This is a genomic window from Ruegeria sp. AB10, from assembly GCF_056542745.1.
Window position 1 is genome coordinate 161,887 of the sequence record NZ_JBQGAI010000004.1, and the last position, 19,194, is coordinate 181,080.

Here is a 19,194-nt window from a genome sequence, read left to right on the forward strand (position 1 = left end):
ATTCAATTCACGGTTTGACCATAGACAGCAAGCTTGCGCGCGAACTTCCCGGTTTTGCCACCGGCCTTGATCGCCTGAAAAGCTGCCTGAACGTCCGAGGGCCCCACCGCCTCATCAGAAATCACGCACAGCTCGTAGAGCAGTTCCAGAATGCCGCCCAGATCACGCGGAAGCTCGGGCGGCAAATCGACCATCATGCCTGCCAGCGCAGTTTTCACTGCCCGCGCATGAGTGTTGGAGGTTCCGGCCACCTCGGCCAATCGCTTGGTCCAGCGGCGCAGCGGCAAGCCCGCGTGAAACACAAGCGAATGCGCGGCGGATGCAAACGCGCCTGGCTCGAACACCTGCTGCGCCATCAATGTGTCCATGGCATCGATTGTGGTCGCTCCGACGCCCTCATCGGCGCTGGCCAGGTACCAGGCGAGCATGGCGTGTGCCATCGGTCCGGGCTTGGGGTCAGGGCGGAAAAGCGGGTCCAGGAACATCAAACAATGATGATTGGTCAGCTTTTGATCCAGTTCCAGTTCGAAGATCCCGGTGGCAAAGAACAGTTCGGAGTGCGATGGACGGATCAGCCCCACCCACGGGTTCGCGTGCATCATCCAACTGCTGCCCGGGTCGCTCATGTAACTGTGTTCGGACTTGGCTGGCAGGGCAAAGCCGAGAGCGGCGTCAATGTCGTCGGGAATTGGCGGAGTGATGCGGATTTTTGGCCTCGGCCAAGCATATTGATCTACCCGCCGGATATCCGCGTAGAACTCGAAACGTGCCGGGTGGCCGATGCCCGGCACCGGTCCGCCAACCAGGTTTTCAATGCGCGGGTCCGTGCGCAGCGGCAGGGTCGAGCACCACGCAATTGCCCATAGCTGCTTATCCGTCTCTGGCGGCAGGTCAGCCCCCAGCGCACAGGCCAGCGCCCTTTCGCGTTCAGATCGCGGCTGCAGGTCATTCAACGCAGCTTTGCGCCCTTCGGGGGCCAAACGCATGAGGGCCAGTTTGAAATCCGTGTCACCCGGCTGGGCGCCGATCTTTCGGTATTCTGCCAACCTATCACTCAAATGCTCGGCTGCCAGATACCCGCGATTGTCAGTGGGGGCCGACAACATGGGTACGGCCTGCCCTTCCCGCACAAAAGCCAGCAGCTCTTGCGCCCGGGCTGCAAACATCCCTTCGAAACTGTTGCGATCAATCTCAAGCGGCGTGTGCCCGGAATACCGTGGCGTGTGAAACGGTTGCAGTTCAGTGTCAAAATCCGTCCCATTGGCCCATGCCAGCGCGGTCGCCAGGATTGGTTTTTCGAAATTCCCTACCCCGTGGAAAGCGTCTTGCACCACGCGGTTCCTCAACTGAGTTGCCCGTTTCGCCAGCGGCGACAACAGCGGACCTGCCGCCGCCCCGTACCGGGCCAGACCGTCAAATGCACGTTCCGTCAGAAACGGATCGCTGCCGTCTTCCAAAAGCTCCAGAAACACCGCCACCGCTTCTTCGACCGACGCCACCGGATGAAGGGCTTCGATCCGGGCCACCGGATCACCCGCATCAGGCGGCGGGGCAGGATTATCGCCCCCGACAATCCCTGAAAGCCGTCCCCGAACGGTCGGAGCCACCACATCCACATAATCGCGCAGCTTGTCCTGAACCTCTGGCACAGAGAGCTGATCAACCGCTTCGATCAAATCCAGCGCCCTTGCCTGCACATCTCCGGCCTCGGAAATCAGAGCTGATGCGGCTATCAGAGCAACGTCAGATGCCCTGCCAGGATGGCGCTTGGCGCAGCTTTTCAGCAATTGCAAGGCCATGACGGCGCTGGATTTCTGGCGGGCTTGCAACGCGGGTTCGATCGAGACCAGCAGCGCAGCAGGATCAATCCCATGCAGTTTGTCGATCCGTTTCAGCACTTTCAACGCAAAAGCCACGGTCGGAGGCACAGAACTGCCGAGCAAATCCAGATACCGCCCGGTCCGGTGCAGAATCTCGGCATCCGTAGGGCAAAGGCTGGCGTGAAACCGCGAATACCACCCGGCCCGAAACTGTCCGAAATCCCGCTCAAGCGCGTCCAGTGAAGCGTCCAGCAGCCGGTCTCGGTCCAATGTGCCGTCGTCGCACAGGCCGCTCAGGCAATCTGCCCAAGACACTCCCGGCCCGCAGTATTTGTCATGTGCGGCAAGGCTCAGGTCACCGCCGCCTTCAACCTCGAAGAACCGCCAGACATCATGCGTCAGAAACTGGTCGCGCGCGCGCTCGGGAACAGCTGCCTGATGGGCATAGTAGCCCAGTATGTAGGCGTCCGTTTGCGGGATGCTGCACTGCCCTTGTGCATACAGCACATGGACAACTTCGATCAGGCGCGGGTTCTCTTCGACCGCTGCCACGGCCCAATCGTCAATCCAACTGAGGTTCAGCGCTTTGAACACATCCGTCAGAGGGATCGAACGCGGCAGGATGCGCCAGTCGCCGCAGCTGTATTCGGATGGGCGCGCCGTTGCCAGAACAGCAACACCAAGCGCGTCGCCGTCCTTGGCCAAAGTCGAGGCCTTTTTTTCGCGGCCAAACTGGGCATCCCAATACGCTTTGTCATACGCTTTCTGCGTTTTCAGAGCGATCGGGGCAAAAGCACGACGGTCGGCTTCGGGAATGGCGGTAAGCGCCTTTAGCACGTGACGGGCCCGCTTTTTCGTAATCAGCTTGAGGAATTCCGCTTCGGTCACTGCAAACGCTCCGTTTCCATTTCCGCGGCCAGAATGTGCTTGCAGGGCCCGCGCGCGTTTTTGTTTTTGGCATACCACGGGCAGGTGCAGCTCGGTGCTCCATCGCCAAAACGCACCCGATGAACCGCCGCGTCGCTGATCACCTCGGCACCGCCTTTTTCAAGTGTCACCGCCCGGGCATCCACCAGTTTCCGGGCCGCTTTCAGACGGGGGTTCAAGGCCTCGACCCGATCCATGTCAAACGGCAGGACCCTGTGAAACCAAGTGGAATCGGCAAGGTCGAACCCCACTAGGCCCAAGGCTGCCAGATGCGACATGGCCGTATTGACCTGATCCTGCGACAGGCCGCTGCTTTGGGCCAAAGAAGACAGGTCCAACCTGTCCTGCCAGTTCAACTGCGCCCGCAAGGCGGCAATATCTGTTTCATTTCGCACCAGATCAGACAGCAGCCGGCCATCGCCGGAAAACCCGCGCCAGGGCTCGGCATTCAACACCAAGGTCAAACGCTGTGACCCAAAGTCCAGCACCCAGGCCGAGCTTTGCAACGCGGAATTGCCATAGACATGAAGAGCCCTAGCCCTGCCAATCAGTGTTTCGAACACGCGCAGGCGATGCCCGCCGCGCAGCGGCACGCTTCCGGATGCAGGACGGGTCGTGGTCCTGACCCTCGGGCCTGCGGCCGCCACCCAGATCCGATGATCTGATTTCGAACGTGGCAGGCTGCGGAGAAACCGCTGCGCCGACACTGGCGGCAGCGAGAACGCTTTCACCATTCCCGACAGATGTCCCTGCACTTCGCCAAAGCCTTTGATCCAGCGCACGGGCAGTGGCACCTTGCGCTCGGTGACGCTGGCGCGCTCATGCGCCAGTCCGACCGCACGCGGGCCGATTGTGATTTCCAGACGGCTGTCCGGCTTGGTCTGTGCCAACAACGCCCGCAATTCGGCCCCGAAATCCACGTTTGTGGTCCCTTTGCTGCGATGTGCGACCTCAAGAGCGTCTTCGTCGATATCCAGACGGATATAGGCGCTGCAACAGGCCGAGAACCCTTCGAACCGGACTGTTGCCGGGCCAACGGTCGCAACCGGATCGGCTTCGCGCAATATCCGCGCCAACAGGGATGGCGGAACATAAAACCGTGACCCCACGATTTCAGAGACCGCCCGCAGAGCTTTGGCCGTCACGTCAGGCTCATTCGCAAAAGCCGTCAGAAAAGCTTGCGGTTCATTATTGCTGGTCCGATCCCCAACAAGAAACAACGAGCGGTCCTGATCCTGCCCGACCAGAGAGGAGCAGCCCGCATAGTGGTAAACGTGGTCAATTGCGTTCAACTCGGCCTTCCTGAACTCTGCCCCAGTGCACCATGAATATTCAATGATCCTGACACCAGATTGACGTGGTAAAAGTGTCACCAATGAGGCCCCCGCCGCGACCCTTTTTTTGGCACCGCAAGAGGTCGCATTTCGGGAACCACTCGAGCATCCAGACACCCGACCGGCGATCGTTGGCTTGACGGTAAGTCGCTTTTCGCCGATCCATCAACTCTCGTGTTTTCAGCACACCGTCATAGTTTTAGGATGCGCCCCATCGCAATCGCCCGAACCCAGAAGACAAACCGTTACCAAAGGCCCCATACGTGAATATCGAAAACCGCATGATGATGCCACCGCGCCATGAGCTGCGAAAAGTGCGCAATCAGGGCATGACCTTTCTGGCTCTGGCGTTTCTGTTCAGCATATTCGTCAACATCCTGATGCTGACCGGACCCTTGTTCATGCTGCAGGTCTATGACCGGGTGCTGGGGTCGCGGGCGGTGGAAACCCTGACAGCGCTGTTCCTGCTGGTGACGCTGCTATACGCGCTTATGGCGATGCTGGACTATGCCCGTGGCCGAATCGTCGCGCGGTTCGGGGCCCGCTTTCAGTCGCAATTGGACGAACGTGTGTTCGATGCGACCCTGCGCCGGTCACTGCACCCTCAGGCGCGGTCAGCTCCGGCAACGGCGCTGCGCGATCTGGAATCGATTCAGAATCTGTGTTCCTCACCCGTTTTGCTGGCTGTGATGGACATCCCGTGGACTCCGGTCTTTTTGGCGGCGATCTTCCTGTTCCATCCGCTGCTGGGTTGGCTGGCCGTGGCAGGCGGATCCCTGCTGATCGTGATTGCGCTGCTGAACCAGGGCCTGACGCATCGCAAGGTGGCCTCGGCACAACGAGCCGCGGCGCAGGCCAATGCCTTTTCGGAACACGCCAGACAGGCCGCCGAGGTGGTACGATCGCAGGGTATGCAGGACGACATCACCCAGCGTTGGCAACACCAGCGGACCAATGCCTTGCGCCAGACCATCGCCGCCAGCGACTGGACCGGCAGCTTTACCTCGGTGACCAAGTCTCTGCGACTGTTTCTGCAATCGGCAATGCTGGCGCTTGGCGCCTGGCTGGTGCTGCGCAACGAGCTGACGCCGGGCGCGATGATCGCCGGATCGATCCTGTTGGGTCGCGCGCTGGCGCCGGTGGAACAGGCGTTGGGGCAATGGAGCATGGTCGAACGGGCGCGAACGGCCTGGGCATCGCTGAACCGGTTTCTGGACGCTACGCCGCCCGAAACACCGCGTACCAAACTGCCGGTGCCCAGGGCCCGTCTGACCGCCAAAGGCCTGACAGTCATCCCACCGGGCGCAGAGAAGCCGACGCTCAGGAATGTTTCGCTGCAACTTGAACCGGGTAGCGCGCTTGGTGTCATTGGAAAAAGCGGGTCGGGGAAATCGACGCTGGCTAAAGCCCTGTTGGGTCTGTGGCAGCCGGCCGCCGGGGAAATCCGGCTGGGCGGTGCGACGCTCGATCAATATGATCCCACCGATCTTGGCCAGCATATCGGTTACCTGCCCCAGGAAGTGACCCTGTTCAACGGGACAGTGGCCGAGAACATCGCCCGCATGTCGGAAAACCCGAATCCCGAGGCCGTTGTGGCGGCCGCGAAAAAAGCTAAGGCGCATGAACTTATCCTGACCCTCAGCAAAGGATACGACACGTTTCTGGAAGGCAATGACAGCCAGTTGTCCGGTGGTCAAAAACAACGGATCGCGCTGGCGCGCGCGCTGTACGGGGACCCGGTCATGCTGATCCTGGACGAACCGAACTCGGCCCTGGACGCCGAAGGAACCGAGGCGCTGAATGCCGCCGTCCGGGGTCTGAAAGAAGCTGGCAAATCGGCTATCATCATGACACACCGGCCGCAGGCGATCTCGGAATGTGACGATCTGGCAGTCGTTGAAAACGGGCAGGTGGTGAAAACCGGCAGCCGGGACGAGGTGCTGGCGGCTATGGTGCAGAATGCCGGTGCGATCAAACGGGGCTTCAGTCAGGTGAAAAAAGATGCAGGATAAGGCGGCTCAGGATACGCGCCCGGTGTGGCGGATCACGATACCGGCCTTTGTCGGCTTTGCGGCGCTGATCATTCTGGTCGGCGGACTGGGCGTCTGGGCGGTTCAGACCCGGCTGGCCGGGGCCATTGTCTCGCAGGGGATCATCGAGGTTCAGAGCAACCGGCAAGTGGTCGAACATCCCGATGGTGGCGTCGTGGGCGAGATTTACGTCCGCGATGGCGACGCCGTAACCGATGGCGACCTGCTGGTGCGTCTGGACGATACGTTCTTGTCCTCGGAAAAGACCATCGTCGAAGCTCAGCTGTTTGAATTGCTGGCCCGCCGGGCCCGTCTTGAGGCTGAACGCGACGGTGCGGATGCCGAAGCCCTGGCGGCACAACTGGCCTATGTGCAAAAGCAGGACGGCATCGACCCCGACCTGATCGCGGGCCAGCAGCGCCTGTTCGAGGCCCGTTTTGAAACCATGACCCAGCAGATCGAACAGCTGCGCAAGCAGCGGATTCAGATCGAAAGCGAGATCGAAGGCACCGAGGCACAGCTTGTTTCCCTGCGGCGTCAGGTTGAACTGATTCAGGATGAGCTGAAAGACCAGCAGAGCCTGTTCAACCGTGGCCTGACCCAGGCCAGCCGGGTTTCTGCCCTGCAACGGGAAGAGGCCAGCCTGACCGGTGAGATCGGCCGCCTGGACGCCTCGGTCGCGCGTCTTACGGGCCAGATTGCGGCGACCGAGATCGAGATTGTCGAACTGACCTCGACCCGGCGCGAAGAGGCGATCACCGCATTGCGGGATGCGCAGACACAGATATCGGAACTGGCCGAGCGCCGCCTGTCTTTGGATGTGCGCCTGTCGCGGCTGGATATTCGCGCGCCGGTCGCCGGAACCGTCTATGGCAGCCAGGTCTTTGCGCTGCAGTCGGTGATTCAGCCGGCAGAGCCGATGATGTATGTGGTGCCACAGGACACGCCGCTGCTGGTGGCGGCGCGCGTGGATGCGATCCATGTGGATCAATTGCATATCGGTCAGCCGGTCTCTTTGCGTTTTCCAGCCTTCAACCAGCGGGAAACGCCCGAGATTGATGGCCGCGTCGTCACCGTATCCGCGGATACCTTCACCGATGACAACACCGGCCAGACCTATTACCGCGCCGAAGTTGCCCCCGAAGACGACCAAATCGAGCGGCTGAACGGACAGGCCCTGCTGCCGGGCATGCCAGTGGAAACCATGATCAAAACCGACGAAAGAAGTCCCTTGTCCTATTTGATCAAGCCATTGGCCGACTATTTCAACCGGGCCTTCCGCGAGTAACTGTGACGGCGAATTTCAGACCTGCTCGACATTCCCCAGCAGGATCGCGGTCATATCGGTGGCAATCACATTGTCCACCGCCGTCACGTTTACTCCGGTTTCGTAACTCACATTCGACTCGGTGATGCCGGACAGGTCTGCATTCTTGTCCAGGAAAACCCATTCCGCCTCATGCTCGGTAGGCAGACCGACAGAAAGCTGAAGAATGACCAAAGCGTCCAGCGCATTGACCGTTCCATCCTGATTGATATCTGCCGCGATCAGGTTTTCCGGCGTCGCCGGACCCCAAGTCGGATCGAGCCCGACCGAGAGGCGCAAGACCTGCAAGGCGTCCATCGCCGAGATTTTGTCACTGGCCAGAGAATAGGTTTTGACGATATCCAACTCGCCCTCGAACGTGCCCGACGGTAAGCCCAAATCAAAGCGCCCCTCATCATCCGCACGAACGCTGATGGTCCCGCCCCCCTCCGGGGTGAAGCGGATCTCGGCATCGGACAAGGCCGGGTTCGCGGTTCCCGAGTTGATCGAGACATCACCCAGAACCCCGTCCGAACTGTCGGGTTTCAAACCACCCAAATCTCCGAAATCCACAGGAATGTGATCCGGGCCGCCAAACCCCGCGCCGAATACTTCGGCGCTGGTCAATGGACCTCCGGTAGAGGAATTGATGATGATCACCTCGTCGATGAATTCGATCTGCGCCCCTTGCGCCGTGGCGGTAAATGTCAATTGCCCGGGCGTGCGCAGCAACGGATAGTCGAACAAGTCCAACCGGTCGATACCGGCCTGAAAGCCGTTGATCGTCGTCGGGTCACTGCCATATTGCATGACAAAGATATCCGCACCGCCTCCACCATCCATCGTGGTGGCGCCGATTCCTGCGACCAGAATGTCATCCCCTGCCCCGCCTAACAAAGTGGTGTCGAGGATACTGCCGCTGAGCATATCATTCTGCGCCGATCCGGTGATCGTGCCGAACCCGTCCCGCACGATCCCCAGAGCGTCGAGCGAAACGCTGAGCTGCGTCAGCCCTGCATCCTGTTGTGACCCGACGAGGATCTGCAATTCGTCCCCGACATGGGCGACGCTCAGCGTTTCGACATTTTGCAGGCCGCTGTGCACGGTGTCGGCGAAACTGTCCAGATGCACCAGCTGACCACCCGGTGTCAGGGTAAACAAGGTCACACCGTCATCACCGCCGCCCGCCACGACAAACACATGCCCGTCGGCTTCGATCACGGCCAGATCCTGCACTGTTTCAAACCGCGTATGCAGAGAATCAAGAACGTGGTCTGTTGCAATCAGGCGCCCGTCAACCGTCAGCCTCATCACGCTGAGCGAGTTGCTGTCCGCCCCTGCTACAACGACCCAGGACTGACCGTAAGCCTGCACCACCTCGACCGCAGTCGGCGTTGCGATCCCCAGCGTCGCCAGCGCATCGCTGTTATCGACCGTGGTCAGGGCGCCGGTATTCTGATCGACATTATAGGTGCTGATCGTGCCGCTGACGGCATCGGCAGCAATCACGAAATGATCCGCCCCGGCCTGCAACACTTGCATCGAATCCGCCTGCCCTGCGACCGACGCTGCCAGGCTCAGTGAGCCATCCCCGTTCACGGTATAGGTCGCGATCTGCCCTGTCGCCTCATGTGCGATGGTCAGAACATCCCCAATCTGAACAAGGGCCGAAATATCCCCGCCACCAACCAGAGAATCGGTTTCCTGCAGGGCGCCGATGGTCCCGTTCGGGTTCAGCTCATACCCGACCAGTCCAGTCGCCGTGCCCACATCCAGAACAAGCTGGTCTTCCCCTGCCAACGCCACTGGTACGGCGCTGTCGCCGACCTGATACGTGATCGTACCGCTGAAATACTCAGTGTCCTGCAACTGCGGCAGAGCGCCCTCGACCAGCTTCCACACTGCGATTCCGCCACCCGGACCCGTCACGCTGTAGAGATACGTTTCGCCATTAAGCGTTTTTAAAGCCGTATCGCCGATACCTGAATCGAGCGCTGCGCTCCCTGTTGCAACCACGCCTTCGAACTGAAGCACCATATCAAATCACCCCACGCCAAATCTGGCACCGACTACAGGATGATCCGATGCCCAGTTCGAAACCAAAGCGGGAATGTGGAGAAAACGAGGAGTTCGGCTTCAGTTTAACTCAATTTTTTCTGGTCCGACCGCATGAGTCACCGAAGGGAAAGACAGATGAACAAAACCTGGACCCCTCGGGCAGACGCGGCAACCACATGTGAGGGCAAGATGACCAAAGAACCCGAATCCAAAATCAATCCGGCTGAGGATCAGCCTGATTTCGAGCGTAAGCAGAACATCCGCCGGTGGATCGACGGCACAATGCGCCGTTGGGCCGGTCGTGGCATTGCCGGTGGGCTCGGGTCGACAATCCTGGCTCTGCCTGCACTGGCGCAAGCCACTGTCGAAGAGCTTTATGCCTTCCAGTTCGCGGAAACGATTCCCGGGGTACGCTCGGTCAAGGTGTTGGACAATGGCGACGTTCTTCTGAAACTGGCCGATGGTCGAAAACTGGTTGTGGCCGCCGAAAACGTACAGGTGCTGGACAGCGGTGCGGTCATGATTGCCGAGGGCGTCGTATCCGAGATCGCTCAGTTCAGCCTGGCCGAAGCTGGCGGTACCGCTGCAATCGGGGGAATCAGTGGAACCGGGGCCGCTTTGGGTGGTCTGGGTCTGGCGGGTGCCGCAGCCGCTGCCGGTGGTGGTGGCGGTGGTGGTGGAGGGGACGACGATGCCGCCCCCGCTCCGCCGCCCGCGCCCAGCCATCCGGTTCTCAATCTGGCCGGCTCGCAAGCCAACACTTTGAGCAGCGCCAATATGAACCTGACCGCTCCGGAAGGCACGGGCACGGTAGAAGTGACCATCGGCTCGTTCACCAAGACCGTAACGCCCGAAGCTGACGGATCCTGGAGCCTTTCACTGACCCCGGCTGAAGCCGCTTCTCTGCCGCAAGGCGTGCAAACCGTGACGATCCGCAATCTCGATGCCGACGGGGCGGAACTGTCGGCGGAAACAGTCGCATTCGATGTGGATACCACCCCACCGACCCTGACCATCTCGGGTTTCTCAGACGGTGCGGTGATGAATGCGGCTGAACAGGCCACCGACCTGACTGTTACGGGTACGACCACAGCCGAAGATGGCCAGACGGTTACCGTCACCATCTATGGGCAGATATACGAAGGCACGGTTTCCGGCGGACAGTGGAGTGTAACAGTCCCTGCCGCAGGGCTCGCCGTCATGCCGGATGGCGCGACGATCGCCGTCACCGCTGACGTCACCGATCAGGCAGGCAACCCGGCCACTCAAGCCGGTGCCAGTTTCGACACGGATTTTACCGCTCCGACAATTTCGCTGGACCCGGTGGCCGGCGGGTCGATTGAATTGATCGATGTCAGCGCGGACCTGACGCTGACAGGATCCACCACAGCGATTGACGGTCAGCCTGTTACTGTGACGTTCGACGGCCAAACCTATTCGACCACGGCCTCGGGCGGCGGTTGGAGCGTGACGATCCCCAGCGCCGATCTCGCTGGCCTGTCCACCGGCGTACCCGCCACCTTCAACGCCACTGTTTCCGACGCGGCTGGCAACATCTCTATTCCGGCCTCAGCGTCCGTCCCGGTTGACTTGACCGGCCCGTCCGTCGCCATCTCTCCGCTGTCAGTCGGCGCGGTTCTGAACGCTGTCGAGATGGGGTCTGACCTGGCGATCTCGGGCACGACCGGCAATGTGCAGGACGGCCAGCAAGTCACAGTCAGCCTGAACGGCCAGACCTATACCGATACCGTCTCGGGCGGCACTTGGAGTGTGACAGTCCCCGCCGCCGATCTGGCCGCCCTGCCTGACGGTGGGAATTTCACAATCTCTGCGGACGTTTCGGATGCCGATGGTCTGGCGGCGCCTCAGGCCAATGTACCTTTGGCCAAGGACGCGACCGCCCCGGCGCTGTCGGTTGACAGTTTCTCGGATGGAGCCGTACTGAACGCGGCTGAGCAAGGCACCAACCTGACCATCACGGGTTCGACCACGGCCGAAGATGGCCAGACCGTGACCGTTTCGATGAATGGTCAAACCTACACCGGTGCAGCATCCGGTGGTGCGTGGTCCGTCACCGTTCCTGCTGCGGATTTGGCAGCCTTGTCGGACGGGGCCACCATTGCGGTCACTGCAGATGTGACCGACCAGGCAGGGAACCCTGCGATCCAGGCCAGCAACAGCTTTGATACCGATTTCACCGCACCAACGGTGAGCATCACAAACCTGTCGGATGGAGCTATCATGAACGCCGCGGAACAGGGCACTGACCTGACAGTGACCGGCACCTCTGACGCTGCCGATGGCACGGTGATCACGGTCGAAATCGCCCGCCCCGACGGGACTGTTGATGTCACCGGCACCGCCACGGTCAGCAGCGGCACCTGGAGCTACACGGCCCCGGCCGCGGACTTGGGCGCACTGCAGGATGGGGTCGCTTACGAAGTGGACGCGTCGGTGTCGGATGCGGCTGGCAACTCCGCCCAAAACAGCGCGAGCTTTGACACCGATTTCACTGCGCCGACCGTAACACTCGACCCCTTGTCCGTGGGTTCCGAACTGGACGTGACCGAGCAAGGCAGCGACCTGACCATCACGGGCACAACCAGCGCCGAAGACGGGCAAACTGTATCTGTCACCCTGAACGGCCAAACCTATTCCGGTGTCGCCTCGGGCGGTGCTTGGTCGGCAACTGTTCCTGCAGTCGATCTGGCCGCTTTGTCGGACAGCACCGGCTATCCGATCTCGGCCAGCGTCGCCGATCAGGCCGGCAACCCGGCAACACCGGCCATGACCACTCTGACTACGGATTTCCGGCCGGTTTTGACGCTGAACCCTGTCGGCACGAACAACGCTGTTTCGCTGGCTGACGCTCAGGCATCCGGCGTTACCGTTTCGGGAACATCAACCGGCCTGAGTGCCGGCCAGGCGGTTGATATTTCCCTCAACGGAAGCCCGATTGGAAGCACGACCGTGGCAGCCGACGGCAGCTGGTCTCTGGCGGTCCCGGCCTCGGACTTCTCGGGCATCGACTCGGGTGATGCCCTTGATTTTTCGGCGGACGCAACGGTTTCCGGCGGACCGGACCCGCTGACCGCAACCGACGAAAACACGGCGCACGAACCCGCAGGATATGTCATCACACAGGCTGGGATTTCCGGGAACACAGTGACCTTCGAGGTCTACGCCGACTCGGACATGGACATTTCGGGCGGGCTCGCACTGGACGTGAAGCTGGGTTTCGATCCTTCGGTCACGACCTATGACCTCGGTTCCGAGATCCCGAACAGTGGTATCTTCGGTTTCTTCGCCAATCCGGACGGGGCCTCGTTGATCCGTTTCTCCGGTATCTCGAACACCATCACAGATCTGAGCCAACCCTTGATGACCTTCGACATGACTGTTGTCGATGCAAGCAAACCCATTGAACTGACGATCGCGACCTCTGTTGGCGGGCATTCCGTCTTTCAGCTTGGCACCAATGGTGATGACACGCTGGTTGCAACCGACGTGGACAACATCATCCGCGGGCAGGATGGCAACGATGCGATTGATGTTTCGGCTGCAGGACGCGACGTTGTCGTGTTCGAGGCAGACCCGGCAGCCAATGGCATCGACACGGTGACGGGCTTCACAATCGGCCCCGCAGCCGAGGTGACCGACGCCATCATGTTCAGCGGTCTGAGTGTCGGAATCCTGCGCGGGGACGGAACGGATGTCGAAACTCTGGCTGCTGGAGATGCGATTGGTGCCGATACCGGTTTCGTCGGTCTGACAACGGTTTTGGGTGATTTGTCCCAAAACACGATCGAAACCGCGGTTGAGAGCTTTACCGGGCTCCAGACGGGTGACGAAATCTACGTCATGGCAACGGACGGGACTGACAGTGTGCTGGTCAAGGTCGATTACAGCGCTCCCAATGCCGCGTCGGTTGAAACCGTCGCGCAATTCACCGGTCTGGACGATCTGACCGGTCTGAACGCAGACAACATCCTGCACACCGATCCCACCGGGGCAACCGCCTAAACAATGAAATGGCTGCCGTTCGCACCGATCGGCAGCCATCCTGAAAAGCAAGGGGCAACAATGGCGCAGAACGGCCTGGTTCCAGTCACCGCCGCACGGCATGGGCATCAGTACTGGAAACGTTTCACCTCCTACAGATTTGCAACCAATCGCACTGATTGCGCGATTGTGTTGCAGGAAGTACCGCAAACTGCCGGAGCCTTTCCGATTGTTTTCCGGGAAACCAGCGAAGGCGTCGAACCCAAAGCCATCTTGTCCCTGTCAGAGGATATGCCCACCCCTTTCGTTTCCCCAAAGGGACAATGGTTGGCAGCCTATGTTCCATCCGACTTGCGCTGCCACCCCTTTCAGGCAGAGACCATCGGACAAAACACGCCTGACAGGCCTGCCCTGTTTCGGCTGACCGTGGATGAAACTTCAGGTCTTCTCAGCACAGATCCCAGAGATGAGTCCTTCTTTGACGGGGCTGGGTCTCTGTCACCAGCATTGCGCGACGTTCAACGCTTCCTTCAAACCCGCGCTGCTGCCCGCGAAGCGACTCTGAAGCTGTGCCAGACAATCAAAACCATGGGGCTATTTGAACCCGCTGACTCCCATGGTGGAATCGCTGTGCCCTCCGGGACCTTGGGCATTTCAGCCCTGCGGCTAAAGAAACTGTCACAGGCAGAAAAACTTGATCTGGTGGATTCGGGCGCGTTTCTGCTGATCCACGCCCACCAGATCTCACTATGCCATTTCGCTTGGCTGTCGCGTGTGCAGAACCAGCAGGCAGAGCAAATCTCGCAACGGAAATACACCGAAAATTCAGACATTTCCGGTTTTCTTAGTGCAATGGCCAACGCGCAGAATGACGATTTCCTTGGAACCAGTGGGGTGTGAAACACCTATGCCAATACTCAACCGCAGACTTGGATTTGCACCAGTACTCTTCTTTGCCGCCGTGTTGTCGGCCTGTACGCCCACGCCCGATCTGACGGGCGTTGCGATGTCCCTGTCCAGCGGGTCCGTCGGGGCTGGCGCAAGCGAGCCTGCGCCTCGGCTGGCGCAGAGCGCGTTTGGTCAGCGGATCAGGGCGGCTGTGGACTCAAACCCGGACTTCGCGCAAAGCGCGACGCGGTTGGAAATTGCTGCAGCCAACGAGGATGCCGCCAAGGGGGCCTTTCTGCCCCGGCTCTCCGTTGGCGTAAACGCGCGGTCAGAACGCATCGAGTCCGACATTGCCGATGTCACGCCGTATCTGCGCATCTCACAATTGGTGTATGATGGTGGGGCTGCATCGAATGAATTGGCGGCGGCAAAGGCGCGCGTGCTGCAAAGCCGCGGAGATCAGGTGCAAACCGCATCAGCCGTCGCGCTGTCGGCAATCGAAGCCTATGTCGTGGTTCTCAACCGGCGAAAAATTCTTGAAATTTCGATCCAAAACGTCACGGTTCATGACGAACTGGTGCGTCAGATCACAGAACGCTCGGCACAAGGAGTGGGGTCGAACGCTGACGTTCTGACAGCCCGGTCTCGTATGGCGGATGCGCAGACGCGGCTGGCAGATGCCAGGGCGCGTTTGGACCGTGCAGATGCCCAGTATCGTGAGTTCTTTGGCACGGCCCCCGGGGCTCTTCCACCTGCTGTCACGGCTCCGAAACTGTCGCGGACCGACTCTCAGATCGTGCTGGATAGCCCGCAGGTCAGACGAGCCGACGCAGCTCTGCTGTCGGCAAAGGCAGAGCAGGCGGCCGCGCATGCACGACGCCAGCCCGGCGTTGAAATCGCAGCTTTTGCCGACCGGGATGACAGCAACGACGCAAATTTCGGGGTCGATCTGTCATTCAACTACGAAATCGACAGTACGGGGCAACGTCAGGCCGCCATTGCGGCCGCAGAAGCACAGGTCAAGGAGGCGGAATTCGCACGGGATTCGGTGATCCGGGGCATTCGCCGTGAGCTGGAGTTCGTCCGTTCTGACCAACAAGCCGGCGCGGTTCGTCTGCAAGCCGCCCGGGTTGCCGTTCAGGCCAACGCCGACAGTGTTACCGCCGCGCGCGAGCAGTTCACCATCGGCAGGCGCAGCCTGATCGAGATACTGGATGCACAACGGGATTATGTGAACGCGCAGGAACGACTGATCCTGGCCGAACAGAGTTTCTTCCTGACCAACTACGCCGCGCTGAGCCTGACCGGTGACATTCTGGACCTGCTGGGTGTTTCAACGGTGAAATGGGATGACAGTCCATGACACAGCTTTTGCCAATTTCGCGCGCACCATCGCTTTCTGCTCTCGAGGCTTGTCTGTTGCATGTCGCGGCCCAACTGGACCGCCCCTTGACGGTGGCCGCCCTTCACGCCGCACAAACCGGCGCATCGGATGAGCTTACCCTTCGCGATGCCATTGAGGCGGCCCAGAACGCAGGGTTGCAAGCGGGTTATGGCAAGCGCAGGTTGCAGGATTTCGACACGAACCTGTCACCTGCACTGTTGCTCCTGCAGGATGACAAAGCCGTTGTCTTCCACGGTCGCACGCCCGACGGCAGCCTTCTGATTTTCGACCCTGACCTCGGCGATGGCATCGGTGAAGTGTCTGAGGGCAAACTGGCCCGCACCTACACCGGATACGCGATCCTGTTTCGCCGCAACCATCGGGCCGAGGTCTCAGGCGGAGAGGCCCCTACGTCAGGTCACTGGTTCTGGTCGGCGATGGCGGCAAACCGGTGGTCCTATACACAAGTGATCCTGGCCGCAGCGCTGGCGAATTTGCTGGGCCTGTCCACCTCGATCTTCATCATGGTCGTGTACGATCGCGTGCTTCCAAACGAAGCGACAGAGTCCCTGATTGCCCTGACTGCGGGGGTTGGCCTCGCCCTGGGGTTTGATTTCCTTCTGAAACTGTTGCGCGCTGGCTTCATCGACCGCGCCGGACAAAAGGCCGACATGCAGATGGGGCGGCGCGTGTTCGATCAGGTGCTGAACATTCGCATGAAGTCTCGCACCGGGTCTACCGGCGCCATGGCGAGCACCGTGCGCGAATTCGAAACCCTGCGAGAGTTCTTTACCTCGGCAACGTTGGTTGCATTGGTTGATCTGCCATTCATTGCCCTGTTCGTCTTTGTCATCCATTTGGTCGGCGGCCCGCTGGCCCTGATCCCGGCCCTTGCAGTTCCGGTTGTTTTGCTGGCCGGGGTGGCCGTGCAGCCGGTGTTGTCGCGTCTGGCCGAGAAGAGCTTTTCCGACGGCCAGTCCAAGCAATCCGTTCTGGTGGAAACCGTCTCGGGGCTTGAGACGATCAAGACCACAGCGGCAGCCAGACCAATGCGAACCCGCTGGGAAAGCGCAATCGAGCGTCAATCCTCGCACGGTGCGCGCAGCCGTATGGTGACGCAATTCGCCCTGAACCTGACCGGGTTCACCCAACAGGCAGCACAGGTTCTGATCGTCTTCTACGGCGTTTTCTTGATTACCGATGGTCAGGCGAGCATGGGGGCTCTGGTCGCCTCGGTGATGTTGACCGGGCGGGCTCTGGCGCCATTGGGACAACTTGCCCAGACCCTGACTCGCGTCAATCAGGCCCGCAGCGCGTATCGCAACCTGAACGCGTTGATGCAGGCCGAGAGCGAACGGCCACATGGGCGCAGCTGGATCAGCCGAAACAGCTTTGACGGGCGGATCAGTTTCAAGAATGTCCACTTCGCCTACCCGGATCAGCCCGAGGACACACTGGCCGGGGTGTCCTTCTCGATCGAGCCAGGTGAAAAGGTTGCGATTTTGGGGCCTATCGGGTCCGGGAAAAGTACAATCTCGCGCCTGTTGTTGGGGCTATACGAACCGCGGACCGGTTCAGTCATGCTGGATGGCGTGGATATCCGCCAGATCGATCCGGGCGATCTGCGCCGCAATGTCGGGTCGGTATTGCAAGATATCTGGCTGTTTTCCGGGACGGTGCGCGAGAACATAAACAGCGGCACGGTCCGGCCACGCGATCAGGACCTGATCCGCGCAGGAAAAGTGGCCGGAGTGGAGGATTTCGTCGCCCATCATCCCAATGGCTATGATTTGAAGCTGGCCGAACGCGGTGAAGGTCTGTCCGGCGGCCAACGACAGGCCATCGCGCTGGCCCGGGCTTTGATCGGGCACCCTCCGGTTCTGTTACTGGATGAACCAACCAGTGCGATGGACGTGAAAACCGAAGCCGAGGTGATCGGCCGTCTGAAACAGGCCACGCAGGACACTACCATGATCATTGTCACACATCGCACCAGCCTGTTGGAGCTGGTGGACCGGGTCATCGTGATCGAAGGCGGGCGTGTGTCTGCCGATGGGCCCAAGAGTATGCTCGCCCAACACGCGCGCAAGGCAGGGAGGCATCTGAATGTCGCGGCATCCTGATCTCGCCACCCTCGCGCGCGAGATGCGCGGGCGTTCACCGATGCGCGGATCCCTGCTTTTGCTGGTGATTGCGTCGTGCCTGATCGCACTGGGTCTTTGGGCGCATCTGACTGAGTTGGACGACGTGACCCGAGTGGACGGGCGAATTGTGCCTTCGGCTGATGTTCAGGTGATCGAAGCCACGGAACCCGGCGTTCTGCAATCGCTGAAAGTTCGCGAGGGACAAGTGGTCGACAAGGGCATGTTGTTGATGGAGTTCGAAACAACCCAGATCGACAGCCAGTTCAGCCAGGAGCAGCAACGCGCTTTTGGCCTGATGGCGCGAACGCAACGACTGCAGGCGGAAATCGACGGCACTGAACTGGATTTTTCACCGGAACTGATCAAAGGCGCGCCCGAGGTCGTGCGATCGGAAACGGCTCTGTACCAGGGGCGGCAATCTGAACTGTATGCCGAGATCGCCATCCTTGAACGCCAGCGCCTGCAAAGGCAGCAGGAATATGAAGAGGGCCTTGTGGATCGGGTCACTGCCGACGAAACGCTCAGGCTGTTGGCGGAAGAGCGCGCGATGATGGAACCTCTGGTGAAAAAGCGGATGGAGCCTGCGACGACGCTTTTGACGCTGCGCCGGGGAGAGGCCGAGTGGGAAGGTCGTAAAACCCGGGCTGTAGCCGCGACCAACCGCCTGAAAACCAGCCTGGACGAGATAGACGACCGCATCCGCGCAACCCGAAGCCGGTTTCGCAGTGCCGCGCTGACCGATCTGGCTGTGGCAACCACCGAGCTTGCTGCGCTGCGACCTGTCCTGCCCGCGCTTCGGGATCGGGCCGACAGGGCGCAGGTGCGGTCTCCGGTACGCGGCATCGTCAACCGGGTGCATCGCAGCACAATCGGGGGATTGGCGCGCAGCGGTGAGGAACTGGTTGAAATCGTTCCTTTGAACGACACTCTGCTTGTCGAAGCCTACGTTCGTCCCGAGGACATCGCATTCCTGCACGCGGGGCAATCGGTCAAGGTCAAGATTACGGCCTATGATTTTGCCCGGTACGGGGCGCTGGACGGTCAGATCATGCGGATCGGTGCCGATACGATCACGCGATCCGAGCGCAATGATGAAGAGGTTTTCGTCGTGGAAATCGAAACCAGCAATGTGATGCTGGATGCAGATGGTGTCGCCGTCGAGATCATTCCTGGCATGATTGCCGAGGTTGATATCCTGTCAGGCCGCAAGACGGTTCTGGAATATCTGCTGCAGCCCGTAGTCAAAATCAAGGACAGGGCTTTGCGCGAATAGGAGTTTCGACAGTCGGCACAGGCCTGCT

10 protein-coding genes are annotated in these 19,194 nt (G+C 60.4%); 7 read left to right on the forward strand and 3 right to left on the reverse strand.

Annotated features, from left to right (window positions below; translation table 11 throughout):
• Positions 1–2 precede the first annotated feature (2 nt).
• Together ACR0NT_RS10325 and ACR0NT_RS10330 are read right to left on the reverse strand one after the other, a co-directional pair.
• Positions 3–2,708, reverse strand: a complete 2,706-nt coding sequence (locus tag ACR0NT_RS10325) for a DUF6493 family protein (RefSeq protein WP_170673994.1) — start codon at positions 2,706–2,708, stop codon at positions 3–5.
• On the reverse strand, positions 2,705–4,039 hold the full coding sequence (locus tag ACR0NT_RS10330; RefSeq protein WP_170673990.1) for an SWIM zinc finger family protein: 1,335 nt from the start codon (positions 4,037–4,039) through the stop codon (positions 2,705–2,707). The genes ACR0NT_RS10325 and ACR0NT_RS10330 overlap by 4 nt, the downstream gene beginning before the upstream one ends.
• 323 nt (positions 4,040–4,362) lie before the next feature.
• Between ACR0NT_RS10330 and ACR0NT_RS10335 the strand changes: the two genes are divergently transcribed.
• Positions 4,363–6,093 carry a type I secretion system permease/ATPase gene (locus tag ACR0NT_RS10335; RefSeq protein WP_170674021.1) on the forward strand — a complete coding sequence of 577 codons (1,731 nt, stop codon included), beginning with the start codon at positions 4,363–4,365 and terminating at the stop codon, positions 6,091–6,093.
• Positions 6,083–7,399 carry an HlyD family type I secretion periplasmic adaptor subunit gene (locus tag ACR0NT_RS10340; RefSeq protein WP_170673987.1) on the forward strand — a complete coding sequence of 439 codons (1,317 nt, stop codon included), beginning with the start codon at positions 6,083–6,085 and terminating at the stop codon, positions 7,397–7,399. The genes ACR0NT_RS10335 and ACR0NT_RS10340 overlap by 11 nt, the downstream gene beginning before the upstream one ends.
• 15 nt (positions 7,400–7,414) lie before the next feature.
• On the opposite strand, the gene ACR0NT_RS10345 is transcribed toward ACR0NT_RS10340, so the two are convergent.
• Positions 7,415–9,454: a dockerin type I domain-containing protein gene (locus ACR0NT_RS10345; protein ID WP_170673984.1), complete on the reverse strand. Its 2,040-nt coding sequence runs from the start codon at positions 9,452–9,454 to the stop codon at positions 7,415–7,417.
• 156 nt (positions 9,455–9,610) lie between these two features.
• Here ACR0NT_RS10345 and ACR0NT_RS10350 point away from each other — a divergent pair, with 156 nt between their 5' ends.
• The 5 genes from ACR0NT_RS10350 to ACR0NT_RS10370 are packed head-to-tail and all read left to right on the forward strand — an operon-like array spanning position 9,611 to position 19,166.
• Entirely contained in the window at positions 9,611–13,498 is a 3,888-nt protein-coding gene (locus ACR0NT_RS10350; protein ID WP_170673981.1) for an Ig-like domain-containing protein, read from the forward strand.
• Between the two features lie 3 nt (positions 13,499–13,501).
• Complete coding sequence (locus ACR0NT_RS10355) at positions 13,502–14,377, forward strand: SapC family protein (RefSeq protein WP_170446817.1); 876 nt, start codon at positions 13,502–13,504, stop codon at positions 14,375–14,377.
• A 7-nt stretch (positions 14,378–14,384) separates the two neighbouring features.
• Positions 14,385–15,728: a TolC family protein gene (locus tag ACR0NT_RS10360; RefSeq protein WP_170673978.1), complete on the forward strand. Its 1,344-nt coding sequence runs from the start codon at positions 14,385–14,387 to the stop codon at positions 15,726–15,728.
• Positions 15,725–17,872 (forward strand): type I secretion system permease/ATPase, encoded by a 2,148-nt coding sequence (locus ACR0NT_RS10365; protein WP_170446813.1) that lies wholly within the window; start codon positions 15,725–15,727, stop codon positions 17,870–17,872. The genes ACR0NT_RS10360 and ACR0NT_RS10365 overlap by 4 nt, the downstream gene beginning before the upstream one ends.
• Positions 17,856–19,166 carry an HlyD family type I secretion periplasmic adaptor subunit gene (locus ACR0NT_RS10370; RefSeq protein WP_170446811.1) on the forward strand — a complete coding sequence of 437 codons (1,311 nt, stop codon included), beginning with the start codon at positions 17,856–17,858 and terminating at the stop codon, positions 19,164–19,166. The genes ACR0NT_RS10365 and ACR0NT_RS10370 overlap by 17 nt, the downstream gene beginning before the upstream one ends.
• Positions 19,167–19,194 lie beyond the last annotated feature (28 nt).